The organism is Pseudomonas sp. H26/SER47-MNA-CIBAN-0231, assembly GCF_040310465.1.
GTDB lineage: Bacteria > Pseudomonadota > Gammaproteobacteria > Pseudomonadales > Pseudomonadaceae > Aquipseudomonas > Aquipseudomonas atacamensis.
In genome coordinates this window covers 330,587-356,283 of sequence record NZ_JBEOPW010000002.1, presented here as the reverse complement: position 1 = coordinate 356,283, position 25,697 = coordinate 330,587, and the positions used below count along the sequence as shown (strand labels likewise).

The following is a 25,697-nucleotide window of genomic DNA, read 5'->3' as shown; positions in this document are numbered from 1 at the left end:
GCCACTCAGCTCAAGGCCCGCTGACAATGCCGAAATCTGTTGACCGAATTCCGCCGATGCCGCGAATCCAGGCTGTTGATCCGCGCCATTCCGAGCAGAGCTGGGAAAGCGCGCCGCAATTGCTCGCCGCGCTCAACGGCGCGCGGCTCGGTGCCTGGTATTGGGACATCGAACGTGGGCAGATCAGCTGGTCACGGGGCACTCAGGCGTTATTCGGTTTCGATCCACGGCAGCCATTACCTGCCGACCTGGAATACCTCGACCTGTTGCCGCCGGAAGACCGCGCGAAAACCGTGCGCGCCTTCCACGCGGTGATCGCCGGCGCCCCACTGGAGCAGGCGATGCATCACCGCATCCGCTGGCCCGACGGCAGCCTGCACTGGCTGGAGATCAGCGGCAGCCTGCTGCCAGACAAGAACGGCCGGCCCCGAATGATCGGGGTGATTCGCGAAATCACCCACCAACGCCAGCGCGAGCAGGCCCTGAGCAGCTCGGAGAAACGTTTCGCGACACTTTTCCACCTGTGCCCGAACATGGTTCTGCTGACCCGTCAGGATGACGGTCTGATCAGCGAGGCCAACCAGTATTTCGAAAGCCTGTTCGGCTGGCCGGTGCAAAGCGCAATCGGCCGCACCACCCTGGAACTGGGCTTGTGGGTGCATCCCGAGCAACGCGCCGAACTGGTGAAGAAAACCAAAGCCAAGGGCGAGCTGATCAGCATGGAAGTGCAGTTCCGCGCCAGCAATGGCCAGGTGCACGACGGCATCCTCAGCGCGCAGAAGGTCGAGCTCGAAGGCCAGCCCTATCTGCTCAGCACCTTCCTCGACACCACCGAACGCAAAGCCGCCGAACTGGCCTTGAAGGACAGCCAGGAACGCCTCGACCTGGCGTTGGACTCGGCGCAGCTCGGCACCTGGGACTGGCACATCCCCAGCGGCATGCTTTACGGCTCGGCGCGCGCTGCGCAATTGCACGGGCTGGAGCCGATTCCATTCCATGAATCATTCGAGGAGTTTTTCGAAGGCGTGCCGGGCGAGGAACGCGACAGCATGCGCGACGCCTACCGCAGCCTGCGCGAAGGTCCGGCCGGCAATTATCAACTGACCTATCGCGTGCAACTGCCCGACGGCAGCTCGCGCTATCTGGAAAGCCGCGCGCGTCTCTATCGCGACGACAACGGCGCACCGCTGCGCATGGCCGGCACGTTGCTGGACATCACCGATCAGGTCGAGCGCGAGCAGCGTCTGGTGGCCTCGGAAGAGAAATTCGCCACGCTGTTTCAGGTCAGCCCTGATCCGATCTGCGTCACGCGCCAGGAAACCGGGGAGTTCATCGAGATCAATTCCAGCTTCAGCCAGACCTTTGGCTGGAGCGCCGCCGATGTGATTGGCCACACCGCCGAAGAAATCGGCCTGTGGGACGCCTCGGCGAAAAGCCTGCAACGCATCGAACGGGTGATTCGCGAACAAGGCCTGAGCAACGTGGCCATTCTCGTCCAGCACAAGGACGGCCAGTCGCTGACCTGCGTGATTTCCAGCCGGCAGATCAGCGTCGGCGACCAGCCGTGCATCGTCACCACCCTGCGCGACATCACCCAGCAACAACGCTCGGAAGCAGCGCTGAAGGCCAGCGAAGAAAAATTCGCCAAGGCGTTTCACTCCAGCCCCGACGCCATCACCATCACCGAGCGCGACACCGGGCGTTATCTGGAGGTCAACGACGGTTTCTGTCGCCTTACCGGCTACCGCGCTGACGAAGTGGTGGGCAAAACCGTGTATCAGGTGGGGATCTGGGCCGAAGAGAAACAGCGCTCGACCTTACTCGCCGAGTTGCAGATCAAGGGCCGCGTGCATCATCAGGAAATGCTCGGGCGCAACAAGCGCGGCGAATTGCTCACCGTTGAGGTCTCGGTCGAGCCGATCACGCTCAATGAAACCGCCTGCCTGCTGCTGACCGCGCGCGACGTCAGCCTGTTGAAGAACGCCGAAGCGCAGATTCGTCACTTGGCCTATCACGACCCGCTGACCAACCTGCCTAACCGCGCCCTGCTGATGGATCGCCTGAGTCAGCAGATCGCCCTGCTCAAGCGCCACAATCTGCGCGGCGCCTTGCTGTTTCTCGACCTTGATCACTTCAAGCACATCAACGATTCCCTCGGCCACCCGGTCGGCGACACCGTGCTGAAAATCATCACCGCGCGGCTCGAAGCCAGTGTGCGCATGGAAGACACCGTGGCGCGCCTCGGTGGCGATGAGTTTGTGGTGCTGCTCAGCGGCCTCGAAGGATCGCGCAGTGAAGTCAGCGAGCAAGTGCGCGCGCTGGCTGACACCATTCGCGAACTGCTCTCGGAGCCGATGTTCCTCGATGGCCAGCGCCTGCAAGTGACGCCGAGCATTGGCGTCGCGCTGATCCCCGATCACGGCTCGACCCCGACCGACCTGCTCAAACGCGCCGACATCGCCCTGTACCGGGCCAAGGATTCCGGGCGCAACACCACGCAGATGTATCACAACACCATGCAGAAAGCGGCCAGCGAACGCCTGCGTATGGAGACCGACCTGCGCCTGGCGCTGTCGCGCGGCGAGTTCAACGTGCACTTTCAGCCACAGGTCGATGCCCGCGACAACCGCATCATCGGCGCCGAAGCCTTGGTGCGCTGGAACCATCCCGAACTGGGTGCGCAGTCGCCCACCGAGTTCATCAAGGTACTGGAAGACAGCGGCCTGATTCTCGAAGTCGGCACGTGGATCCTCGATGAAGCCTGCAACGCCTTCAAACAACTGATCGCGTTAAAACTGGTCGACCCGCTCAACTTCAGCCTGTGCGTGAACATCAGCCCCCGGCAGTTCCGCCAGAACGATTTCGTCGAACGCATCGAACACAGCATGACCAGCCACGGCCTGCCCTGCTCGCTGCTGAAACTGGAAATCACCGAAGGCATCGTCATCCAGAATCTGGAAGACACCATCAGCAAAATGCGTCGTCTGAAAAAGCTCGGCGTGAGCTTCGCCATGGACGATTTCGGCACTGGTTATTCGTCGCTGACTTACTTGAAGCGTCTGCCGGTAGACACCCTGAAGATCGACCAGTCATTCATCCGCGATGCGACCACTGACTCCAATGTTGCCGAGATCATTCGCGCGATTGTCGCGATGGCGCGCAGCTTGGAATTGGAAGTGATTGCCGAAGGAGTGGAGACGCCAGCACAACTGGCGTTTTTGCAGGGGCTGGAATGCCATTTGTATCAGGGCTATCTGCACAGCCGACCGGTGGGGTTGGAGGATCTGAAAAAACTGCTGCCCTGAATCGGCGGTCGCACAGACTGGCAACAGAGCAACAATTGCCACGGTTTGCGTCAGCCTGTAGGGTCGCGTTTTTTGCGCCGCTTCGAGATCAACCATGCAGGATGCATCCCTTCCCCGCCCGGCCCTGCTGGGCATCGACCTTGGCACCACCAACAGCCTGATCGCCGTCTGGCGTGAAGGCCGCGCCGAACTGATCCGCAACGCCCTCGGCGATGTGCTGACACCGTCGGTGGTCAGCCTTGATGAAGACGACACGATTCTGGTCGGCAAAGCCGCCCGCGCCCGCCTGACCACGCACCCGGAACGCACTGCCGCCGCGTTCAAGCGCTTCATGGGCAGCGACAGGCAAATCCAGCTCGGCTCTCGCCAGTTCAGCCCGGAAGAGTTGTCGGCGCTGGTACTTGGCTCACTCAAGCAAGACGCGGAAGCCTTTCTCGGCCAGGCGGTCACAGAAGCGGTCATTTCCGTACCGGCATATTTCAGTGACGAGCAGCGCAAGCGCACCTTGTTCGCCGCCGAACTGGCCGGGCTGTCCGTGACGCGCCTGATCAATGAACCGACCGCTGCCGCCATGGCGTACGGCCTGCACGAACAGAAGTTCGAACGCACGCTGATATTCGATCTCGGCGGCGGCACGTTCGACGTCACCGTGCTCGAATACGCATTGCCGCTGATTGAAGTGCACGCCTCCACTGGCGACAACTTTCTCGGCGGTGAAGACTTCACCGCCGCCCTGTTGCAGGCCTGCCTGAAACACTGGCAACTCACCCCCTCAACGATCGATGCACAAGCCATGGCCAGCCTCGGTGATGCCCTGGAACAGCTGAAATGCAAACTCGGCGAAGGCGCGCAGCACTTGAGCTGGCGGTATGCCGAGCAGACATTCGAATGGGAACTGGATGAAGCCGCTGCGGTGAAAATCTGGGAGCCGTTGCTGGCCCGCTTGCGCGCGCCAATCGAACAGGCTCTGCGCGATGCCCGACTGAAACCGCGCGACCTCGACAGCCTGGTGCTGGTCGGTGGCGCCACGCGCATGCCGGCGGTACAGCAAATGGTTGCCACGTTGTTTGGACGCCTGCCTTATCGGCATCTTGATCCGGACACCATCGTGGCGCTGGGCGCAGCGACGCAGGCGGCATGCAAGGCGCGGGACGGTGCGGTCGAGGAATTGATTCTGACGGATGTCTGTCCGTATACGCTGGGGATTTCGACCAATCGTGGCGAAGGCGTCAGTGGCGCGTTCTCACCGATCATCGAACGTAACACGGTGATTCCAACGTCACGGGTGCAGCGTTACTCGACGACGTTTGCGCAACAGACTGAAATCCGTATCGCGGTTTACCAAGGGGAACGCCCGTGGGTACGCGACAATATTTTCATCGATTCTTTCGACATCCAGTTCACCCCTAGTGAGCAGCTGCAGAGCCTCGATGTGCGTTTCAGTTATGACATCAACGGCCTGCTGGAAGTAGACGTCACGCTTCTGGAAACCGGCGAACGTTACGGCCACAGCATCGACCGCAGCCCGACCGGACTGGATGAACAGGCGCGCAGAGACAGCCATGCCCGGCTCGCGAAGCTCAAAGTCCACCCTCGCGACGCCCTGCCCAACCGCACCCTGCTCGCACGACTGGAGCGAGCATGGATGCAAACTCTGGGCGACGAGCGTGCGCGCATTGCCGAGTGGATGGACACCTTCAACACCGTGCTTGCCGGCCAGCAAGCCAGCGAAATCGCCAGCCACCGCTCAGCGCTGAATGAGGCGCTGGACCAGATGCGTCTTTAACCGTTCAGTTGCCGTAAAGCAGCCTGCAACCCGCCGGACAACATATCTGCCCCACTGTCCGGCGGCACGCCATAGCGGTTAGGCAGTTTGTCTCCCGGAAAGCCGAACAACACCAGCGGCAGGAATGGCAGAAACGGCGACAATCCCAGAAATATCAGCAGTGTCGGTATGCCCCGGCCCATATCGTGCAACCGCCGTAGAACTGCCGCGAACAACAGCAGCACGCCAAGCAAAAAGATGACCATCCCGCCAATCGTCGTGCCCGTTATCAGCCCGGCTATTGGGGTTACCACTACGCATCCCAGGACCTGAGCGATAAAAGCTCTGCGCCCCAGCCGTGATCCGAGGCGCCAGAAAGCTTTCGCTGGTACTGGCTGGACATCACTGTTGGCTAACAGCAACCGCTCCGACCACGACAGCAACGCGCACAGTGCCAAGCGCAAACCGACGCTGTTCTGCACGTCATCCTTACCCTGCTGCAGCTGCCGCAATACTCGCGTTTTCGGCACTCCGGCAGCGCCGTAGCGAATCAAGCTTTTGAGCGCATCCAGCGCCTCATAGGCCAATAGTTTGTCGACACCGAAATCCGTCAACACCTTGCGCGGTGGCCACACCGGTTCGCCCTTGATCAGACCGTCGCGAAAGCCTTCGAACCAGTCATCCTCGCAACTGACCGCTTCAATCGACTGCAACAACGCCCGGTGCTGCTCGGCGCTCAGGCTTGGATCGTGGTAGAGCACGCCCCAGAACATCAACAAGCCCAGCAGGTCATCGCCGCACGCCGCACGGTCACTTTCGACGCAGGTGTAAAGCAGGGTATTGGCGGGCAGCCTGGCGCTGTCGAGAGCCTGCTCGACACTGAACAACTGTTGCACCAGCAAACCGTGCACAGGATCGTCACCCTGCAGCCAGCCGAGCAAACCGGCGCAATTGCCCTGCTCACGCAGCAAGCGCCGCAATAGCGGCTGCAGTCGGCTCAAAGGATGCGCAGGATTGAACGGCAAACGCTCCAGACACTGCGCATCAATCAATTGCAACCAGCGCTCGGGTTGTTCCAGCAATGCCAGCAAAAACACGGTTTGAGCGTGCCAATCCCAGATGGCCGCTCCCAAACCGATCGGCGGCAAACCTGTCGCGCGCCGACTCAACTGGAGCATGAGATCGAGTTGCGACAGGTCATTGCCGTCTTTGACCGCACTCAGCTCGAACGCGTCGGCAATGCGTGCAAGCGCCGTGTCGCTATAGGGCCGCAAGCGCTGCAACCACAGACGACAAACCTTGTGCAGCGCACCTTCGGACAACGCGAGAGGCAATTGCGGTGAAAGTGTTTGCGAGTCAGTGAAAGCGCTCATGGCCTGCGCAACAGGCGCCTTGGCCAGCCAATGCAGATGTTGCCTGGCCTGATACTTCAGGCCGCTCAATACCAGGCATTCCAGCGCGTCCACCGGCAGCGGTTCGTCGACAATCTGCTGCAACAAGGCCGAATCACCACGATGCAGCGCCCAGGCGTGCCGGTACAGACGCAGCAAACGGCTGTCGTGGTTTTCGCCGATCAACTGCGCGAGCAATGGCAACTCGTCGCCCGCCATGCGCCAATCAACAAAGCTTTGCGCCAGTGCATCAAGCTTGAGCCGTCCGACACCCAACCAACGGGTCAAGGTCTCGGGCCGTTGTGACGGACTGCCATACACTTGGCACTCAGCACCCAGTTCGTCCGGCCAAACGGCGCAGTCCTCCAGACGATCGAACGCCTGAATCAGCAACGGCAGAAAGGTCGGCTGACGCTTGGCACACAGCTCCAGCAAGCGACTCTCTGCCGCGGGATGGCGATGTTCGCTCCAGAGCCGAATCCAGCATGGAAACGCTTGATCGTCGTGCCCCAACAGACTGTACTGACACGCCAGCAGGTACAGCCAGTCGACGTTATCCGGCGCGGCATCGTGCTGTTCGGCACAGCACTGCAGGAACGTCGGCGCGCCCATGCCCGCTTGGGTGAACTGCACCAGCAACCGCTTGAGGTACGCGGCATCGTTGGGCAACGGCAAGCACGTGTGCCGACTGGCGAACTCGGCGAACTCGTGAAGCGGACGCTGAGTAAAGATGAAATCGAGGCTACGGGCATACCACAGCGACTCGGTCTGTGCCGGCTCTGACCAGGCGCTCATCAGATCCGTGTCGAACGGGTCGGGCGTCTTGATGCGCTGCAAAAAGCCTTCTACCGCTTGCGCATCGTCGAATGCCAGATCGAGCAATTGCTGGTCCCAGGCCATGCGCTGCGCCAACAGATTCGCACAACGGTAGGACAACGGACCGGCGCCGGACATTCGGTGGTACAAGCCCCAGTTGAGGTCATCGAAAACCTCCAGTGACAAGGCATCCAGCGTCCGGACAAATGCCTGCCATGCCGCGTAGTTGAAGCGTCGCGCGGGATCATCCAGCAGCGCACAGAAATCCAGGAAAGCTTGAGGCGCCCGAACGACATTGGCTTGTGCAGCGTCGATCTCGTCTCCAGCCTCTTCCTCCTCTTCACGGGCCAGACGCAGGGCACTCTCGTAGGCCATGCGTAGCGCTTGAAAACCTTCCGGATCGGTTTCCGGATGATGCGCCGGCAAACGGGCGCGATAGGCGCTGCGAATCAGGGTTTCGTCAGTAGTCGGCTCAATGCCCAGTCGAATCCAGCAACTCATGACCAGTCGAACTCCCCAAGCGATGCCGGACGAGACGGCGGATCAATATCCATGTGCCATGGCAGATCGGCAAGAAAGTGTGGAATGTTTTGCGCAAGGCCTCGGGCAATCCTGGTGTTGAAAGCGCTGGTGCCCTCACGACTCATCTCGACCGCCAGTTCATCATCGCTTCTACTCATGCAGCACCAAAAGGTTCGTCCCACCAGAAAGCCGTTGAAGTAAGCCATCCAGCTGCCGTAATGAAACTGCGCCCTCAACGCCAGACGACTGTGCAACCAGTTGCTCTCGGCCAGATCGATCCATTGATTACGTACGGCGCAGCGCAACAGAAAGCCCATCCGGCCGTAATCCCAGGACAAGATGCCGCCGGGACCACAGCTGCCGAAGGTACGGCTGGCAAATTCATGCAGGACGCGCTCGCGCGGGTTCAGCTCATTGAGCAACGACTGCCATTCACTCGGCAGGCATCGCTGCCACGCCAGATAGGCCCCGCTGAGATGCTTGGCATGGCCGTCGTCGGTCATCCATCCGAGCATGTCGAACAACTGTCGCCGATCATCGATACCCCAACTTTCCTTGAGGTTGATGTAACGGTCGTTGCAGAACGCCGGGTCGTCATACCCGGCGCCGGTGTTGAGCGCGGCCATTGGTGCGGACAACGCGCACAGCCAGCGCTGTTGAATCTCGTCCATGAAAAAAGGCTCCAGGCCGACCGCTGGGAAATGGGGGCCGGCAAAACTGCGCAGATTGTAAAGAGCCCCGACAACAGCGGCAAACCCTGCATCGCTTTGACTGCGCGCACAAAAAAGGCCCCGACGTATCGGGGCCTTTCGTTCAGCGGCTTATCGCCGGTTCGGGCGATTGTGTGTCAGCACATGAATCAATGCTGCAACGCCGGCTGCTGCGCTCCATTGATCGGGATGCGCTTGGCTTTCGCTTCTTCCGGGACCACACGGAGCAGGTCGATGCTCAGCAGGCCGTTGCGCAGGGCAGCGTCCTTGATCTCGATGTGATCGGCCAGACGGAACGACAGCTTGAAGGCTCGCTGGGCGATGCCTTGATGCAAGAACGTGACGCTTTCGTCAGTGTCACGCTTGCCGCCACTGATGGTCAGCACACCCTTCTCGACTTGCAGGTCCAGGTCTTCTTCCTGGAAACCGGCGGCCGCAACGACGATACGGTATTGGTCATCACCGTGTTTTTCGACGTTGTAAGGTGGGTAGCTGCTGCCTGGCTCGTTGCGCAGGGCGGTTTCGAACAGGTCGTTGAAACGGTCGAAACCTACCGAGGAACGGAACAGTGGCGCGAGAGAAAATGCAGTACTCATGATTCAAATCTCCTGAAAACAATCAGCAAGGTTTTGTGTCTCCGCGACCCAAATTCGGCATCGCGTAACCCTTAGATAGGGACCGCTGTTTTGATTTCAAGAGATTATTTTGAGATTTTTTATGCGGCCTCGACGAGCGGCAATCCGAGCAGACGCGAGACTTGATCCGGCTCGGTTTCACGGCGCAGAACGGTGAAAAGCTCGGCGGCTTCCGGGTAGTTCCGTGTCAGCATGGCCAGCCATTGCTTGAGGCGACCGGGCGATTGGCGCGCGGTCATTTGCGCCTTGGCCTGCAGCCAGAAGTCCTGAATCAGCGGCATCAGCTCGGCCCAGGTCATCTCGACGACCTCTTCGCCAGCGCGCGCCGCAGCGATCTGCCGAGCGAGATCCGGGCGGGAGACCAGACCCCGACCGAGCATAATGTCTTCCACGCCACTGATTTCGCGGCAACGGCGCCAGTCTTCGACGCTCCAGATATCGCCGTTGGCGAACACCGGCACCTTGACCACATCCTGCACACGCGGGATCCACTCCCAATGCGCCGGCGGTTTGTAACCGTCCATTTTCGTCCGCGCATGTACGACGATGTGCTCTGCCCCGCCTTCCGCCAGCGCCGTGGCGCAGACCAGCGAGCCGTCAGGACTGTCGAAACCCAGGCGCATTTTCGCGGTGACCGGGATGTGCGCCGGTACGGCGCGACGGACATGTTCGACGATCTGGTTGAGCAGCTCCGGCTCCTTGAGCAGCACGGCGCCGCCGCGGGATTTGTTGACGGTCTTGGCCGGGCAGCCGAAGTTGAGGTCGATCACCTCAGAACCGAGTTCGCAGGCCAGCGCAGCGTTTTCCGCCAGGCAAACCGGATCGGAACCGAGCAACTGCACGCGCAGCGGCACGCCGGACGCGGTGCGAGCACCGTTGAGCAGCTCGGGGCCGAACTTGTGGAAGTACGCCGGGGTGAGCAACTGGTCGTTGACCCGAATGAATTCGGTCACGCACCAGTCGATGCCGCCAACGCGAGTCAGCACGTCGCGCAGGATGTCGTCGACCAACCCTTCCATGGGCGCCAGAGCAATTTGCATGGGGAAACACTACTTGAAGAAAAAACGTGCGGCAGTTTACTGGATATCGTGGAAGACCGCAGGACAACACATCTCTCTGTGGGAGCGAGCCTGCTCGCGAAGACGGTCTGTCAGTTGACGCATGCGTAACTGACCCGATGCTTTCGCGAGCAGGCTCGCTCCCACAGGGTGAGATTTACATCGCCTCTGCAATCTGGATCGCCGGGCCATAGCCTTCGATAAATTCCGCCGGCATGCGCTTGGGCTTGCCGGTCGACAGCTCGATGCAGACAAATGTGGTCTGCGCGCGCAACAGGGTGGCGTTGTCGCTGGGGCGTTTGAGCTGGAAATGCCGGGTCATTTTCAGGCGCTGATCCCAATCGACGATCCAGGTCGCCAGTTGCAGTTCATCGCCTTCATAGGCTGCGGCCAGATAATCGATTTCATGGCGGACAACGGCCATCGCCCGATCCAGCCGCCGATACTCGACCAGGTCCAGGCCGAGGCGCTGCGAATGGCGCCATGCACAGCGCTCGAGCCAGGTCACATACACCGCGTTATTGGCGTGCCCGAGCCCGTCGATGTCTTCGGCGCCTACTTGCAGATCAATGGTAAACGGCGTTGCCCGATCCCAGCCCATGCCCCACTCCCGGTCAAAGTATTCAACCGGGGCAGTGTAACGGAGCTCAGGCCGATTGGCGCGCCTGAAGGCTGCGACCGGCGAGCAGTGATAACACACCATCAATCACTCGAGGGTCGGCCAGCACGCGTTGATGGCCGCCGCTTTCCAGGCGCAGCAGGCGGCTGTCGAACCAGGCTTCGTGAATCAATTGCGATTCTTTGACCGAGACAAAGCTGTCGTCCTCGGCATGCACGATCAGACCGGGCATATCCAGTTGATAGTGGGCCACGTCCAGCGTCGCGGCGCGCATGCCGACGTCCTGCTCGACCTGGCGGATAAACGCCGAACGCGCGCGCGGCGGCATGCCGACCATGCGCGCAAAACCGCGCAGCACGCCGAGAATCCGCGACGGTGCGGCGATGCTGACCAGAGTTTCGGTGCGCAGGCCCAATTGCACAGCGAGCATCGCGCTGGCGCCGCCCATGGAATGGCCGATAACCGCTTGCAGCGGCGGCAATTCGGCAGCGGCTTCGAGCATGGCGCGGGCGAACAGCACTACATTGGCTTCGCGCCCAGGGGAGCGACCGTGAGCCGGACCGTCGAGCGCGACGACGGTATAGCCGGCATCGACCAGAGCATTGATCAGCGAGGCGAACTGCGTTGGCCGCCCTTCCCAACCATGCATCAGCAACACTGTCGGGCCTTGGCCCCAGCGCAGCGCCGACAGGCCGAAGCGCAACGTGATGCGTTCGGAGCTGGCCAACAGCGGCAGCTCCCAATCCCGCAGCGGTAGCGCGCGGGGCGTCATGAACGCCAGACGCATTTTGCTCGCCACCAGCTTCGGTGCAAACCAGCCCAAGGTACCGTTAACGCCACGAACCCACTTCAACGCGTTCATCGCACTCTCCTCAGGCTTGTTGCCTTCAGGTCAACGCACCGCCGACTTGGCGGCGCGCAGCAATCGATCGGATAACTCTCCCGGACCCAGCGCCCTGGCCAAGGCCAGACCACCGACCATCAACGCGACATCGGCCAAAGCCTTGTCGGTGTCTTCAGGGCTAGCGGCCAGTTGCGCGACCATCAGCTCCAGATGCTCGTTCAGCGCGATGCGGAACGACTCCGGCAAACGCCCCAATTCGCCAATCGAGGCCGGAATCGGACATGCGGCTTCGCTGGAATCCCGGTGTTTGCGCGACAGGTAGAACGCAGCCACCAAAGCGCGACGCTCTTCGCCGGTCAGATCGGCGTCCATGTCGGCAATCAGGTCGCGACGCCGGCCCAGCAGTTGCTTGAACGCTTCGAGCATCATCGCGTCCTTGCTTTCGAAGTGGGCGTAGAAGCCGCCGACGGTCAGGCCGGCTGCGCCCATCACTTCGCCCACGCTCGGGTCAGCCGGGCCGCGCTGAATAAGTGCGGCGCTGGCAGCCTTAAGGATGCGTTCGCGGGTTTGAGCTTTTTTATCGTTCATCGTTGCCTCCGAATATTACGACTAGAATATTATTCGCATAATAATATTCTGCAAGTCATGAATATGACCGCTGGTCTGAAGCACAGTGTAAGGAAAAAGGAGAGTTGGCCAAACGCCGGACAAACAAAAGGGCCATTCAATAATTGAATGACCCTTATAAAATCCCGCAGAGCGGGTAATCGTGGCGTCCCCTAGGGGACTCGAACCCCTGTTACCGCCGTGAAAGGGCGGTGTCCTAGGCCACTAGACGAAGGGGACACAAACCCTTCTATACAACTGATCAGTGCTGAGAGCTGATCGATTCAAGGCCGGTGTGGCCAGACCTTGAACTGTAAAATTGGTGGAGCTAAGCGGGATCGAACCGCTGACCTCCTGCATGCCATGCAGGCGCTCTCCCAGCTGAGCTATAGCCCCGGATTTTTCGCCTCGCGGCGGAGTGATCTCTTGCAACATCACTTCTGTAAAACTGGCGTCCCCTAGGGGACTCGAACCCCTGTTACCGCCGTGAAAGGGCGGTGTCCTAGGCCACTAGACGAAGGGGACGCAAACCCTTCTATACAACTGATCAACGCTGAGTGTTGATCGCTTCAAGGCCGGTGTGGCCAGACCTCGAAGTGTAAATTGGTGGAGCTAGACGGGATCGAACCGTCGACCTCTTGCATGCCATGCAAGCGCTCTCCCAGCTGAGCTATAGCCCCTCATCGCTGAGGACGGGGCGAATCTTAAGGGCGTATCGAAAGCCTGTCAAACTTATTTTTGAATAATTTCAAAATTTTTTGCCGGGATAACAATCACTTACCGCCCTCCCCCGTAAATTCGGGAGAAACGCCGAAGGCAGGATCAAAAGATCACAGCCTTCGGCAGTCCTGCAGAGAAGCAAAAGCAATCAGGCGATGGCGCCCAAGAGCTTTTCCCACTCTTTGTTTTCTTTCTTCGACACGCCGCCCAACAGGTCAATCGCCTGGCGCAGACGGAAACGGGTCAGGTCCGGGCCGAGGATTTCCATCGCATCGAGCACCGACACCGAACTCGCCTGCCCGGTGATCGCAGCAAACATCAACGGCATCGCATCGCGCAGTTTGAGCTCGAGGGATTCGACCACCGCCTGAATCGTCGCGGTGATGCTGTCCTTCTCCCACTGCCGCAGGCTTTCCAGTTTCCACAGGATCAACTGCATCAACTGGCGAACCTGATCGCCGGAGAGCTTTTTCGACTCGAACAGCTTGGCATCCGGATTCACGCCGCCAGCAAAGAAGAATCCCGCCAGCGGTGCGACCTGGCTGAATGTTTCAACCCGGCCCTGCACGTGCGGCGCGATCTTCATCATGTATTCAGAGTTGAACGCCCACTTCTGCACGCGGGCGGCAAACTCTTCCACCGGCAGATCGCGCAGCCACTGGCCGTTGAGCCACGACAGCTTCTCGATATCGAAGATCGGCCCGCCGAGGGAAACGCGCTTGAGGTCGAAGTTGTCGACCATTTCCTGCAGCGAGAACTTCTCGCGCTCGTCCGGCATCGACCAGCCCATGCGCCCGAGGTAGTTGAGCATCGCTTCCGGCATGAAGCCCATGCGCTCGTAGAAGGTCACCGAGGTCGGGTTCTTGCGCTTGGACAGCTTGCTCTTGTCCGGGTTGCGCAGCAGCGGCATGTAGCACAGCTCTGGTTGTTCCCAGCCGAAGTATTCGTAGAGCAAGATCAGTTTCGGTGCCGATGGCAGCCACTCTTCGCCACGCAGCACGTGGGTGATGCCCATCAGGTGATCGTCGACGACGTTGGCGAGGAAGTACGTCGGCAGGCCGTCGGTCTTCATCAGCACTTGCATGTCCATGCGATCCCACGGGATCTCGACGTCGCCACGCAGCATGTCCGGCACCACGCAGACGCCTTCGCTCGGCACTTTCATGCGGATCACGTGCGGTTCGCCAGCGGCCAGACGCGCCGCAACTTCTTCCTTCGACAGCAGCAGTGCGCGGCCGTCGTAACGTGGAGTTTCGCCGCGAGCCATTTGCTCGGCGCGCATCTGATCGAGTTCTTCAGCGGTGCAGAAGCACGGGAACGCATGACCCATGTCGACCAGTTGCTGGCAGTACTTCTGATAGATGTCGCCGCGCTCGCTCTGCCGATATGGGCCGTGCGGGCCGCCGACGTCCGGGCCTTCGCTCCAGTCGATACCGAGCCAGCGCAGGGCGTCGAAGATCTGCTGTTCGGACTCGCGGGTCGAACGCAACTGATCGGTGTCTTCAATGCGCAGGATGAACTCACCGCCGTGCTGCTTGGCAAAGCAGTAGTTGAACAATGCGATGTAAGCGGTACCTACGTGGGGGTCCCCGGTAGGCGATGGCGCGATGCGAGTGCGGACGGTGGTCATGGCTTGTCTCGAAAAAATGAAGAGCAGAACAATCAAGCGGCGAATGGTAACAGGCGACACCCGCCCCGCTCCAGCGGGCAGGGTATTTAAGCCGGAGACCGGGACTCGCTTATACCGAGTCGCCCCCATTCGCGAGCAGGCTCGCTCCCACAGGGAAACACAATGATCGTTCCCACGCTCTGCGTGGGAACGATCCCTTATACCGTAAGCAATCGTTCGCGCAGTTTGGAAATCTCGTCGCGCATCTGCGCCGCCGCTTCAAACTCCAGATCCCGCGCCAGTTGGTACATCTTCTCTTCCAGCGCGCGGATGCGCTTGGTGATTTCGCTTGGCGAGCGCAACTCGGCTTCGTACTTGGCGTTCTCTTCGGCGGCCTTGGCCATGCCTTTGCGCTTCTTGCTGCGCGAACCCGGTACGGTGGCGCCTTCCATGATGTCGGCGACGTCCTTGATCACACCTTTCGGGGTAATGCCGTTCTCAAGGTTGAAGGCGATCTGCTTCTCGCGGCGGCGCTCGGTCTCACCAATCGCCCGCTCCATCGAACCGGTCATGCGATCGGCGTAGAGAATCGCCCGGCCATTGAGGTTACGCGCCGCGCGACCGATGGTCTGGATCAGCGAGCGCTCGGAACGCAGGAAGCCTTCCTTGTCGGCATCGAGAATCGCCACCAGCGACACTTCCGGCATGTCGAGGCCTTCACGCAGCAGGTTGATCCCGACCAGCACATCGAACACGCCGAGGCGCAAGTCGCGGATGATCTCGACGCGCTCGACAGTGTCGATGTCCGAGTGCAGATAACGCACGCGCACACCGTGGTCGGCGAGGTAATCGGTCAGGTCTTCGGCCATGCGCTTGGTCAGCGTGGTGACCAGCACACGTTCTTCGATCGCTACACGCTTGGTGATTTCCGAGAGCAAGTCATCGACCTGAGTCAGCGCCGGCCGCACTTCAACCTGCGGGTCGACCAGGCCGGTCGGCCGCACCACTTGTTCGACCACGCGCCCGGCGTGCTCGGCTTCATAGTTGCCAGGCGTCGCCGAAACGAAAATGGTCTGCGGGCTGACCCCTTCCCACTCGTCGAAACGCATTGGCCGGTTGTCCAGCGCCGAAGGCAGGCGGAAGCCGTACTCGACCAGCGTCTCTTTACGGGAACGGTCGCCCTTATACATCGCGCCGACCTGCGGCACGCTGACGTGGGATTCGTCGATCACCAGCAAGGCGTCGGCAGGCAGATAGTCGTAAAGCGTGGGTGGCGCCGCGCCGGATGGACGCCCGGAAAGGTAGCGCGAGTAGTTTTCGATGCCGTTGCAGTAACCCAGTTCGAGAATCATCTCGAGGTCGAAACGGGTGCGCTGCTCCAGGCGCTGGGCCTCCACCAGTTTGTTGTTACTGCGCAGGTATTCGAGGCGCTCCTGCAATTCGACCTTGATGCCTTCGATGGCGTCGAGCAGGGTTTCCCGAGGCGTCACGTAGTGGCTCTTCGGATAGAAAGTGAAGCGCGGCATCTTGCGGATGACTTCGCCGGTCAGCGGATCAAACGCGGAAATGCTCTCGACCTCGTCATCGAACAGCTCGATGCGGATCGCTTCCAGATCGGATTCCGCCGGGAAGATATCGATCACATCACCGCGCACGCGGAACGTCGCCCGGGCAAAATCCATGTCGTTGCGGGTGTATTGCAGGTCAGCCAGGCGCCGCAACAGCGCACGCTGATCAAGCTTGTCGCCGCGATCAACGTGCAAGACCATTTTCAGATAGGTTTCCGGACTGCCCAGACCATAGATGCACGACACCGTGGTGACGATGATCGCGTCCTTGCGCTCCAGCAAGGCCTTGGTTGCGGACAGGCGCATCTGTTCGATGTGGTCGTTGATCGAGGCGTCCTTCTCGATGAAGGTGTCGGACGACGGCACATACGCTTCGGGCTGGTAGTAGTCGTAGTAGGAAACGAAATATTCCACGGCGTTGTTCGGGAAGAACGCCTTGAACTCCCCGTACAACTGCGCGGCCAGGGTCTTGTTCGGCGCCAGAACCAGCGTCGGACGCTGTACCTGGGAGATGACGTTGGCGATGCTGAAGGTCTTGCCCGAGCCGGTCACACCGAGCAATGTCTGGTGCGCCAGCCCGGCGTCAATGCCCTCAACCAACTGGCGAATGGCTTCCGGCTGATCGCCGGCAGGCTCGAAGCGGGTGACTAGCTGGAATTCCGACATACACACCTCTGGATTCGCGGCGCTCCGCGTCAGACGGAGCACCACGAGGACGACCGCAAACGACCGATGTCGCGCAAGAAAAAACCTGGATTGTGCTGAATGTGGTGGCGATTGCCTTACCTTTCAAGGCAAACGTCCTACATCCGGTAAAGAGTCTGACAAAGTCAATCGACTAACGGTCCAGAAATAATCGGAAAAACTTACCCCAAAAGCCGATTCGCCTGTCGCCATTGCGCGGTGATGGCCTCTATACTAGCTCCCCGTTTGTGCACCGCTCTAGTGCATTCGGCTGGAGCGCTACACGTCCCTCCACTCTCCATTCAGAGCCGCCGTAATAATGAGCCTGTTCTCCGCTGTCGAAATGGCACCCCGCGATCCAATCCTGGGCCTCAACGAAGCATTCAACGCCGATACCCGGACCACCAAGGTCAACCTGGGCGTGGGCGTGTACTGCAACGAAGAGGGGCGAATTCCACTGCTGCGCGCGGTGATCGAAGCCGAGACGATTCGCGTCGCGCAACACGCTTCGCGCGGTTACCTGCCGATCGATGGCATCGCTGCCTACGACCAGGCCGTGCAGAAACTGCTGTTCGGCAACGACTCGCCGCTGATCAGCGCCGGTCGCGTCATCACCACTCAGGCCGTCGGCGGGACCGGCGCACTGAAAATCGGTGCCGACTTCCTCAAGCAACTGCTGCCGAACGCCGTCGTGGCGATCAGCGACCCGAGCTGGGAAAACCACCGCGCGCTGTTCGAAACCGCGGGTTTTCCGGTGCAGAACTACCGTTACTACGACGCTGCCACCCACGACGTGAACCGTGCCGGCATGCTCGACGACCTCAATGCCCTGCCGAACGGCTCGATCGTTGTCCTGCATGCTTGCTGCCACAACCCGACCGGCGTCGACCTGACCCCGGCGGACTGGAACAAGGTGCTCGAAGTGGTCAAGGCCAAAGGTCATGTGCCGTTCCTCGACATGGCTTACCAGGGTTTCGGCGACGGCATCGACGAAGACGCCGCCGCTGTGCGCCTGTTCGCCGAATCCGGCCTGACCTTTTTCGTCTCGAGCTCGTTCTCCAAATCGTTCTCGCTGTACGGCGAACGCGTTGGCGCATTGTCGATCATCAGCGAATCGAAAGAAGAAAGCGCGCGCGTGCTGTCGCAGGTCAAGCGCGTGATCCGCACCAACTACTCCAACCCGCCGACCCACGGCGCCAGCATCGTTGCTGCGGTGCTGAACAGCCCGGAACTGCGCGCGCAGTGGGAAGCCGAACTGGCCGAAATGCGTCTGCGTATTCGCGGCATGCGCGAGCAGATGGTTGCCCTGCTGGCGGAAAAAGCCCCGGGACGCGATTTCAGCTTCGTTGGTCGTCAGCGCGGCATGTTCTCCTACTCCGGCCTGACCACTGAACAAGTGCATCGCCTGCGCAACGAGTTCGGCATCTACGCCCTGGACACCGGCCGCATCTGCGTGGCCGCGCTGAACCAGAGCAACATCAAGGCTGTGACGGACGCGATCGTTCAGGTCATCTGATTTCGGCGAGTGATGAAAAACGGGAAGCCTTTTGGGCTTCCCGTTTTTATTTGTCTCTGGAAACGCCTTGCAACCTCTAGACTGCACACAATTCAAAGTGTAGGAACTGACGAGTGCAACGAGGCTGCGATCTTTTGATCTTGTTTCTAAGATCAAGATCAAAAGATCGCAGCGTTCCGCAGCTCCTACCGGTTTTGTGTACACCCGAGATATTTGAAGAGAACCCACATGAAAAACGACAACCTGCGCGCTGACCGTGACGACCTGGATGATTTCATCCCGCGCGCTCCGGCCAAGCGTGAAAAGAGCCTGGTGCTGCAAGTCGCCACCGGGGTATTCCTCGGTGGCCTGGCCCTGTGGCTGGTGCAACTGGCGGCGACGGCGGCCTATGCCAAGCTGATGCTCGGCACGATTACCTTCGGCAGTTAAGCCAGCTCGACCGAGCGTTGAGTGGCAGCATCGTCGTAAATCACATACAGCGATTCGGCGACCTGGCTCTTGATGGCCTTGCTGCTTTCAAGACCAAGGACGAAACCTTCGGCCTTGCCGCCAGCGCGGTTCAATTCTTCGGCGGTGCTTGCCCCGGTGATTGCATCGAAAAGTTTTTCGGCGTGCGGGCCGATCCCTTTGGGCAGGCTGATCTGTGCAGTGCTCATGCGAGCACCTCGGTGTTACGGGTGATTTGATTCATGGCGCGTACCTTTGCGGCGAATGGCCGGCAGCGCGTGTGACCACTTCCGGGCTGCCATGGTAGACCTCTGAGGCCTTTCTGGTAACCGCCAATCGCTGACAAAATGCCGTCCGTCCCGACGAATCGCAAAAGTTGCCAGGCGATGCTTGACTTCTCTTTTTGAATCAGTAACATACGCACCAATTCCGCAATAGCTCAGTTGGTAGAGCAAGTGACTGTTAATCACTGGGTCCCTGGTTCGAGTCCAGGTTGTGGAGCCAAATAGCAAAGCCCCTGAATCGCAAGATTCAGGGGCTTTTTTGTGGACACTCGAAAAATGCCAAAAGGCCGATCTGCTTGGGCAGATCGGCCTTTTTTGTTTCAGACGCAGCGGTCAGACATGTTCGCTGCTTTTCACCTGAACCTTAGGCGCGCCGTGGCCATGGTCGTGGTCATCCGGCTCGATCACCGGCACTTCCTTGCCATCGCAGTCATGCAGCTTGCCGTCGCTGAAGTAATCGCCTTCACGCAGCGCGGCCAGATCGCGATAACGCAGGGTGCGCTCTTCGGCTGCGGCGAACACCGACTGTTGATCCGAGTTGCCGGTCGTGAAGTGGTTGAACGCCAGGTTGAGCAGGATCGCCATGATTGCCGACGAACTGATGCCCGAATGGAAAATAGTCGCGAACCAGCTCGGGAAATGATCGTAGAAGTTCGGCGCGGCGATCGGGATCATGCCGAAACCGATCGAGGTGGCAACGATGATCAGGTTGACGTTGTTGCGGTAGTCCACCTTTGACAACGTGCGGATGCCACTCGCGGCCACCGTGCCGAACAGCACGATACCGGCGCCGCCGAGTACCGAAGTCGGCACTGCAGCAATCACCCGACCCATGAACGGCAGCAGGCCAAGCACGACAAGGAACAGACCACCGGTGGCCACCACAAAACGGCTCTTGATCCCGGTCACCGCCACCAGACCGACGTTCTGCGCGAAAGCACTTTGCGTAAACGAACCGAAGATCGGCGCAAACATGCTCGACAGCATGTCGGCACGCAGGCCGTTGCCCAAGCGTTTGGAATCTACCTTGGTGTCAATGATTTCGCCCACGGCGAGGATGTCCGCCGAGGTTTCCACCAGCGTCACCATGACCACAATGCACATCGACAGGATCGCGGCGAAATGGAAGGTCGGCATGCCGAAGTGGAACGGTGTCGGGAAGCCGAACATGGGGCCGGTGGTGACACTGGAGAAATCCGCCATGCCAAGGAACACCGCCAGCACCGTGCCGATGACCATGGCCAGCAGAATCGACAGCCGAGAAATGGTCGCGCTGCCAACCTTGCTCAGCAGCAACACCAGCACCAGCGTCACCGCCGCCAGACCGATGTTCTGCATGCTGCCGAAGTCCGGCGCGTGGCTGTTGCCGCCCATCGCCCAGCGTGCGGCCACCGGCATCAGCGTCAGGCCGATGGTGGTGATCACAATGCCGGTGACCAGCGGGGGAAAGAACTTGGTGATGCGTGAAAACACCGGCGTGATCAGCAAGCCGATCAACGAGGCGGCAATCACCGCACCCAGCACCGATTGGAAACCGCCCTCCCCGCCGCTGCTGACGATCGCAACCATGGTCGCCACGCCGGAGAACGATACGCCCTGGACCAGCGGCAGCTGACAGCCAAAAAACGGCAGACCCAGGGTTTGCAGCAACGTCGCCAGCCCCCCCGCAAACAATGAAGCAGCAATCAACAGACCAATGTCCGCCGGCGACAGACCGGCCGCCTGGCCAATGATCAGTGGCACCGCAACGATACCGCCGTACATGGTCAGAACATGTTGCAGGCCGTAAGCCATATTCGCGCCGACCCCGAGGTTTTCGTCCTCGGGCCGTTGGTGTGAAACATGGGGCGTTTTCATGGTGGGGGGTTCCCTGGTTTTTGTTATGCGCACACTGTATTCAATACTCAGGACAAATGTCCATAGAGTTGTATACAACTTGTCAGTCACATAATGGTTAGGTAGCCATCCAACCTTCTAGCCTGCGCTTCTTGTCCCAACAAATCCGGCAACACATCCCCGCTGCGTCCGCGCCAGTGCCCACTAGGCTCAAGTGTTCACGGCGACCGACGGTGCAGTCGCACTCTTTCAGCGGCCATCGGCGAAATCCGTCGCGTATTGGAGCCTGATGTAAAGCCTTAGATGGAGGCTGGCGCGATGACCCGAGCCAGCGCTTGTCGCATACGCGGTGAATCAGGCACCTGAAGATCGAACTCGCGCCGCAGCAATTTCATCAGCTCGTCGACGTCTGCCACCTCGCGCCGCTCACTGTCCGCGCCCATGTGATGAATGGCAAAACTGCCGTTGTTCAGAGTTTTGCGCCAGCCAGCGCCGGTGCGCGCGACCATCAGGCGCTGCGAAAAGGGTGACTCGGGATGGGTGGAGACGTACCAGTTGCCGACGGTGTAATCGATGTCTTCCTGGCGTTGCAAATCGAACAGGTACATCGGCCGCCATTCGCCTGCGACTTTGGCGCGCAGCAGGTAGCCATCAGCTTGCTTGTCGATACGGTAGGGTTCGTGTGGGGTGGGTTGCTCATCTTCACTGTCGAGCAGCAGCGGTGCGGTCGGCACCATGCCGCCAAAGCCGACGTCGGCGATATAGCGAGTGCCGTCAATGGTCACCAGACTCAAACGATGGGTGCGCGCCGTCCAGCTGCCTTCCGGTTGATTCATCACCACGCGCCCGCTGATCGCCCGCGCGTCGAAGCCCAATTCAAGCAGCAGCGCATAAAACAAATGATTGAGCTCATAGCAGTAGCCGCCCCGCCCCTGCTGCAATACCTTGTCTTCGATGGAGACCAAGTCGATCAACACCGGCTCTGCACTGATCGTTGCCAGATTTTCGAAAACAAACCGAGCGGTGTGGCGGGACTGCAACTGGCGCAACGCATCCAGCGTCGGTGCCGGCGGCGCATCGAAACCCAAACGTTGCAGGTACAGATTGGTACTGGTCAGCCGTGGCGCACTCATTGCTCGATCCTTATGCATGGGCCGCAGAACACTGCGTTGATGTTGCCCTGTATACGGGATCAGGCACAGCTTTCGACAATTGATTTCGCCAATCGCCCAGTCAGCGCTTTTTCCGCGAGCCGATGCGAATCCATGTCGGTGCATGGTCGCTGGCGTGCGGTTCGTTGCGCACCCAGGCGTCAACACCAGCGTCGTGCAAATACGGGCTCAATGCCGGATTGAGCAGCAGGTGGTCGATGCGCAGGCCGGAATTGGTTTGCCAATGGTTACGGAAGTAATCCCAGAAGGTGTAGAGGCGTTCTTCGGGATACACGTGGCGCAGGGAATCAGTCCAGCCCTGATCCAGCAGCCGCTGATAGCACTCGCGGCTTTCAGGTTGCAACAAAGCATCCTTGAGCCAGGATCGGGTGTTGTAGATGTCCATGTCGGTGGGCACGACATTGAAGTCACCGGCCAGGACCACCGGGTGATCGCTGCTTTGCAGGTCTTTGGCGTAATTGATCAGACGCTCGAACCAGGCCAGTTTGTAATCGAATTTCGGCCCCGGCTGCGGGTTGCCATTGGGCAGATACAGGCAACCGACCAGCACGCCGTGCACCGCCGCTTCGATATAACGGCTGTGGGTGTCATCGGCATCGCCGGGCAAACCGCGTCGACTCTCCAACGGCTGCGCATCACGCGCCAGAATCGCCACGCCATTCCATGACGCCTGGCCCTGCCAGATTGCGCCGTAACCGGCGGCCTCCAGTTCGGCGGCGGGAAATGCGCTGTCGACTGATTTGAGCTCTTGCAGGCAGACGATGTCCGGTTGCTCGCGCTTGAGCCATTCCAGCAGATTCGGCAGCCGTGCGCGCATGCCGTTGACGTTGAAGGTGGCGATTCGCAGGTTTTTCATCGTCTGCAACTCCTGCCCGGTGGGATTGCAAATTGTGACCCTGAGAACGCCGCGCAGGTTGCATCCAATAACGGTGGGCTAGTTCAGACCCGATTGCGCAGCCATTGCAGAAAGCCCCTTTTCGGCGCGACCACGGGCGTTTCCTCGGTCAGCGACTGCGCCTTGTGCAGACGGAAATCGAGCAATGCCTGCATCGCATCGTGGATGTCATGGCGCGCGTCCAGGCACGGTTTCAGGTAGGACTTCTCGATGCGATACAGGCCGCAGAAAGTCTTCGCGGAAAAATCCGCCGGCAAGGCGGTGTCGGAAAGAATCCCGGCCTCGCCGATCACCTCACCCGGCCCCATGCGCCCGGATTCCAGTGGCGCACCATGGCGCTTGAGCGTCACCGAAACCACGCCGGACTCAATGATGAACAAATGATCGCTGACCTCGCCGCCCGCCAGAATCGTTTCGCCGGCGCGGAAAGTTTGCAGGGTCATGTTCTGGCTGAAGGTGTCTTTTTCTTCTTCACGCAGAGTCGAGAAGATCGGCGAGCTCTCCAGCAGCGCCCGTGGCCGCGACAACTGCGGCGCGGCGCTGGTCTCGTTGCTGGACAGCAGATTGACCCCGGACGCCTGCAAATGCCGGTAAGCAAGGTCGAACAACTGATTGCGCACCACGCGCTTCTCACCCATCGAAGCGACAAACCCGCTGATCTCGTATTCCGCGCCGCCGCTGGCAGAACTCTTCAACGATACGCTCGGCGCCGGCGTGTCGAGCAATTGCCGACAACCCTGCATTGCCCGCTCCAGCGCCTCGATTACCGAACTGGGCCGGGCATGGGGGCTGACGGGCACGCTGACGGAAACGCCGAACATATTGCTCGGTCGGCTGAAGTTGATGATTTTGGCTTTCGCCGCCAGCGAGTTGGGAATCACGGCCATGCTGCCCTGACTGGTTTGCAGACGCGTGGCGCGCCAGTCGATGTCGGTGACGCGGCCCTCGGTGCCGTCGATGGAAATCCAGTCATCGAGTTGATAGGGCTTGGTGGTGTTGAGGACGATGCCGGAGAACACATCGCTCAATGTGCTCTGCAAAGCCAGGCCGACAATGATCGCCAACGCGCCGGACGTCGCCAGCACGCCTTTGACTGGCAGATCGAGCACGTACGCCAGCGCCGCAATGATCGCGATGAGGAAAATCACCGCGCCGAGCAAGTCCTGCAACAGCCGGCCGGTATGGCCGACCCGTTGCATCATCACCGCGCCGATCAGCACCGTCAGGGTCCGTGCACCAAACAGCCACCAACCGATCTGCAGCCCGGTTGCCGCCAGATGCAGCGGCACGTTGTCGGCCCACGGCGCCGGTTCCATCGGGTTGAGACCTTCGTTGAACAGCACAATGCTGAACAGGGCAAAAATCAGCACCCGCACCAGCAGCTTCCATTCACTGCCGCGAGAGCTGATCAGCCGCCACAAGCCAAGATCGAGCAGGATCAGGATCAACGCGCTAAACAACGGGTGTTCGGTCAGCAGAGACAGCATCAAACAACTCCGACAAAGGCCAATCGCGAGAAGATCGCACAGATTGGCACAGTGTAGGAGCAATTGATTTCGGTGGATGAGCACCGGCTTACAAACACTGCAAAACCCTGAGCTGACGAAGGCTGCGATCTTGAGGCTGTGGGACGCGGAGCGTCCCCGGCTGCATTCCCACGCAGAGCGTGGGAACGATCAGACGTTGAACAACCTGTGGGAGTTTCAGTTGCCAGTAAAGCTTCGGGTCAGGCGTGCATCTGGCCAAAGCGCCCGGACTGAAAGTCGGCGAAGGCCTGGTGGATTTCCTGCTCGGTGTTCATCACGAACGGGCCATGGCCAACGATCGGTTCGTCGATCGGCTCGCCACTGAGCAGCAATACCACCGCGTCTTCGCTGGCCTGGAGGGTGAGTCGATCACCGTCGCGTTCGAACAGCGCCAACTGCCCTACCCCAACCGATTCCGCACCGTTGACCAGCACCGAACCCTTCAACACCACCAGTGCGGTGTTGCGTCCTTCGTGCAGATCAAGCGTCAGCAACTTGCCGGCATTGAGGCGCAGATCCCAGACGTCGATTGGCGTGAAAGTCCGTGACGGTCCGGTGTGCCCATCGAATTCGCCGGCGATCAGACGCAGGCTGCCGGCGTTGTCCTTGAGCGCGATGCTCGGAATGTCGCGGTCGAGAATGGTCTGGTAACCCGGCGCGGCCATTTTGTCCTTGGCCGGCAGGTTGACCCACAGCTGGACCATTTCCAGCTTGCCGCCGGTTCGGGCGAAGTTTTCCGAGTGGAATTCCTCATGGAGGATGCCGGAAGCTGCGGTCATCCACTGCACATCACCCGGGCCGATGGTGCCGCCACTGCCGGTGGAATCGCGGTGCTGCACTTCGCCGTCGTAAACGATGGTCACGGTTTCGAAACCACGGTGCGGGTGCTGGCCGACGCCACGCTGTTCAGTGGTCGGGGTGAATTCGGCGGGACCGGCGTGATCGAGCAGCAGAAACGGGCTGATGTGCTTGCCCAGGTTGTCGTAGGAAAACAGCGTGCGCACCGGGAAACCATCGCCGACCCAATGGCCGCGCGGGCTGGTGTAAATGCCGATGATGTTTTTCATGGGGTCTCCAATGGGTAAATGCATTGGATTAAGCGTAAGGGCATATCGAATATTCGACTAGAGGGTGGAAATCGGCTTGAGTGTTCCATATGCAGAACAATT

General features: G+C 60.1%; 19 protein-coding genes and 5 tRNA genes. 5 read left to right on the top strand and 19 right to left on the bottom strand.

What is annotated here, in order from left to right:
- Positions 1 to 26: 26 nt before the first annotated feature.
- On the top strand, positions 27 to 3,305 hold the full coding sequence (locus AAEZ10_RS04345) for a PAS domain S-box protein (protein WP_071171649.1): 3,279 nt from the start codon (positions 27 to 29) through the stop codon (positions 3,303 to 3,305).
- A gap of 94 nt (positions 3,306 to 3,399) precedes the next feature.
- Positions 3,400 to 5,091: an Hsp70 family protein gene (locus AAEZ10_RS04340; RefSeq protein WP_350567927.1), complete on the top strand. Its 1,692-nt coding sequence runs from the start codon at positions 3,400 to 3,402 to the stop codon at positions 5,089 to 5,091.
- Here AAEZ10_RS04340 and AAEZ10_RS04335 read toward each other — a convergent pair.
- The 13 genes from AAEZ10_RS04335 to uvrB form a co-directional block, all read right to left on the bottom strand.
- Positions 5,088 to 7,778 carry a DUF805 domain-containing protein gene (locus tag AAEZ10_RS04335; protein ID WP_110646441.1) on the bottom strand — a complete coding sequence of 897 codons (2,691 nt, stop codon included), beginning with the start codon at positions 7,776 to 7,778 and terminating at the stop codon, positions 5,088 to 5,090. The two genes, AAEZ10_RS04340 and AAEZ10_RS04335, sit on opposite strands and share 4 nt — an antisense overlap.
- The gene (locus tag AAEZ10_RS04330) at positions 7,775 to 8,470 is read right to left on the bottom strand and encodes a DUF1266 domain-containing protein (protein WP_073474085.1); all 696 of its coding nucleotides are present in this window, start codon (positions 8,468 to 8,470) and stop codon (positions 7,775 to 7,777) included. The genes AAEZ10_RS04335 and AAEZ10_RS04330 overlap by 4 nt, the downstream gene beginning before the upstream one ends.
- Positions 8,471 to 8,658: 188 nt before the next feature.
- Positions 8,659 to 9,105 (bottom strand): Hsp20 family protein, encoded by a 447-nt coding sequence (locus tag AAEZ10_RS04325; RefSeq protein WP_101160023.1) that lies wholly within the window; start codon positions 9,103 to 9,105, stop codon positions 8,659 to 8,661.
- A gap of 119 nt (positions 9,106 to 9,224) precedes the next feature.
- Positions 9,225 to 10,184 carry a tRNA dihydrouridine synthase gene (locus AAEZ10_RS04320; protein WP_016773924.1) on the bottom strand — a complete coding sequence of 320 codons (960 nt, stop codon included), beginning with the start codon at positions 10,182 to 10,184 and terminating at the stop codon, positions 9,225 to 9,227.
- 175 nt (positions 10,185 to 10,359) lie between these two features.
- Positions 10,360 to 10,803 carry an acyl-CoA thioesterase gene (locus AAEZ10_RS04315; protein ID WP_016773923.1) on the bottom strand — a complete coding sequence of 148 codons (444 nt, stop codon included), beginning with the start codon at positions 10,801 to 10,803 and terminating at the stop codon, positions 10,360 to 10,362.
- 46 nt (positions 10,804 to 10,849) lie between these two features.
- The gene (locus AAEZ10_RS04310; RefSeq protein WP_313872759.1) at positions 10,850 to 11,683 is read right to left on the bottom strand and encodes an alpha/beta fold hydrolase; all 834 of its coding nucleotides are present in this window, start codon (positions 11,681 to 11,683) and stop codon (positions 10,850 to 10,852) included.
- A gap of 30 nt (positions 11,684 to 11,713) precedes the next feature.
- Positions 11,714 to 12,253, bottom strand: a complete 540-nt coding sequence (locus AAEZ10_RS04305) for a TetR/AcrR family transcriptional regulator (protein WP_016773921.1) — start codon at positions 12,251 to 12,253, stop codon at positions 11,714 to 11,716.
- 182 nt (positions 12,254 to 12,435) lie between these two features.
- Positions 12,436 to 12,511, bottom strand: a tRNA-Glu gene (locus AAEZ10_RS04300).
- 80 nt (positions 12,512 to 12,591) lie between these two features.
- Positions 12,592 to 12,667: transfer RNA gene (locus tag AAEZ10_RS04295), tRNA-Ala, on the bottom strand.
- A 53-nt stretch (positions 12,668 to 12,720) separates the two neighbouring features.
- Positions 12,721 to 12,796 (bottom strand) — tRNA-Glu (locus tag AAEZ10_RS04290).
- Positions 12,797 to 12,875: 79 nt separating this feature from the next.
- A tRNA-Ala gene (locus tag AAEZ10_RS04285) sits at positions 12,876 to 12,951 on the bottom strand.
- A 188-nt stretch (positions 12,952 to 13,139) separates the two neighbouring features.
- On the bottom strand, positions 13,140 to 14,621 hold the full coding sequence (gene gltX / locus AAEZ10_RS04280) for a glutamate--tRNA ligase (protein WP_016773920.1): 1,482 nt from the start codon (positions 14,619 to 14,621) through the stop codon (positions 13,140 to 13,142).
- A 197-nt stretch (positions 14,622 to 14,818) separates the two neighbouring features.
- Positions 14,819 to 16,834, bottom strand: a complete 2,016-nt coding sequence (gene uvrB / locus AAEZ10_RS04275) for an excinuclease ABC subunit UvrB (protein WP_071171644.1) — start codon at positions 16,832 to 16,834, stop codon at positions 14,819 to 14,821.
- Between the two features lie 337 nt (positions 16,835 to 17,171).
- Here uvrB and AAEZ10_RS04270 point away from each other — a divergent pair, with 337 nt between their 5' ends.
- Positions 17,172 to 18,368, top strand: coding sequence for an amino acid aminotransferase (locus AAEZ10_RS04270; protein WP_016773918.1), 1,197 nt, complete (start codon positions 17,172 to 17,174; stop codon positions 18,366 to 18,368).
- 228 nt (positions 18,369 to 18,596) lie between these two features.
- Positions 18,597 to 18,797 carry a hypothetical protein gene (locus tag AAEZ10_RS04265; protein WP_016773917.1) on the top strand — a complete coding sequence of 67 codons (201 nt, stop codon included), beginning with the start codon at positions 18,597 to 18,599 and terminating at the stop codon, positions 18,795 to 18,797.
- Here the strand turns inward: AAEZ10_RS04265 and AAEZ10_RS04260 are convergent.
- Positions 18,794 to 19,024, bottom strand: a complete 231-nt coding sequence (locus AAEZ10_RS04260; RefSeq protein WP_122706879.1) for a hypothetical protein — start codon at positions 19,022 to 19,024, stop codon at positions 18,794 to 18,796. The two genes, AAEZ10_RS04265 and AAEZ10_RS04260, sit on opposite strands and share 4 nt — an antisense overlap.
- A gap of 219 nt (positions 19,025 to 19,243) precedes the next feature.
- On the opposite strand from AAEZ10_RS04260, the gene AAEZ10_RS04255 reads away from it, so the two are divergent.
- A tRNA-Asn gene (locus AAEZ10_RS04255) sits at positions 19,244 to 19,319 on the top strand.
- 113 nt (positions 19,320 to 19,432) lie between these two features.
- Here the strand turns inward: AAEZ10_RS04255 and AAEZ10_RS04250 are convergent.
- The 5 genes from AAEZ10_RS04250 to AAEZ10_RS04230 form a co-directional block, all read right to left on the bottom strand.
- Entirely contained in the window at positions 19,433 to 20,956 is a 1,524-nt protein-coding gene (locus AAEZ10_RS04250; protein WP_024012376.1) for a nucleobase:cation symporter-2 family protein, read from the bottom strand.
- Positions 20,957 to 21,234: 278 nt separating this feature from the next.
- On the bottom strand, positions 21,235 to 22,068 hold the full coding sequence (locus AAEZ10_RS04245) for an arylamine N-acetyltransferase family protein (protein WP_350567916.1): 834 nt from the start codon (positions 22,066 to 22,068) through the stop codon (positions 21,235 to 21,237).
- Between the two features lie 100 nt (positions 22,069 to 22,168).
- Positions 22,169 to 22,963: an exodeoxyribonuclease III gene (xth, locus tag AAEZ10_RS04240; protein ID WP_039762022.1), complete on the bottom strand. Its 795-nt coding sequence runs from the start codon at positions 22,961 to 22,963 to the stop codon at positions 22,169 to 22,171.
- A gap of 83 nt (positions 22,964 to 23,046) precedes the next feature.
- Complete coding sequence (locus AAEZ10_RS04235; RefSeq protein ID WP_350567913.1) at positions 23,047 to 24,489, bottom strand: mechanosensitive ion channel domain-containing protein; 1,443 nt, start codon at positions 24,487 to 24,489, stop codon at positions 23,047 to 23,049.
- 239 nt (positions 24,490 to 24,728) lie between these two features.
- Positions 24,729 to 25,595, bottom strand: a complete 867-nt coding sequence (locus tag AAEZ10_RS04230; protein ID WP_110646435.1) for a pirin family protein — start codon at positions 25,593 to 25,595, stop codon at positions 24,729 to 24,731.
- Positions 25,596 to 25,697 lie beyond the last annotated feature (102 nt).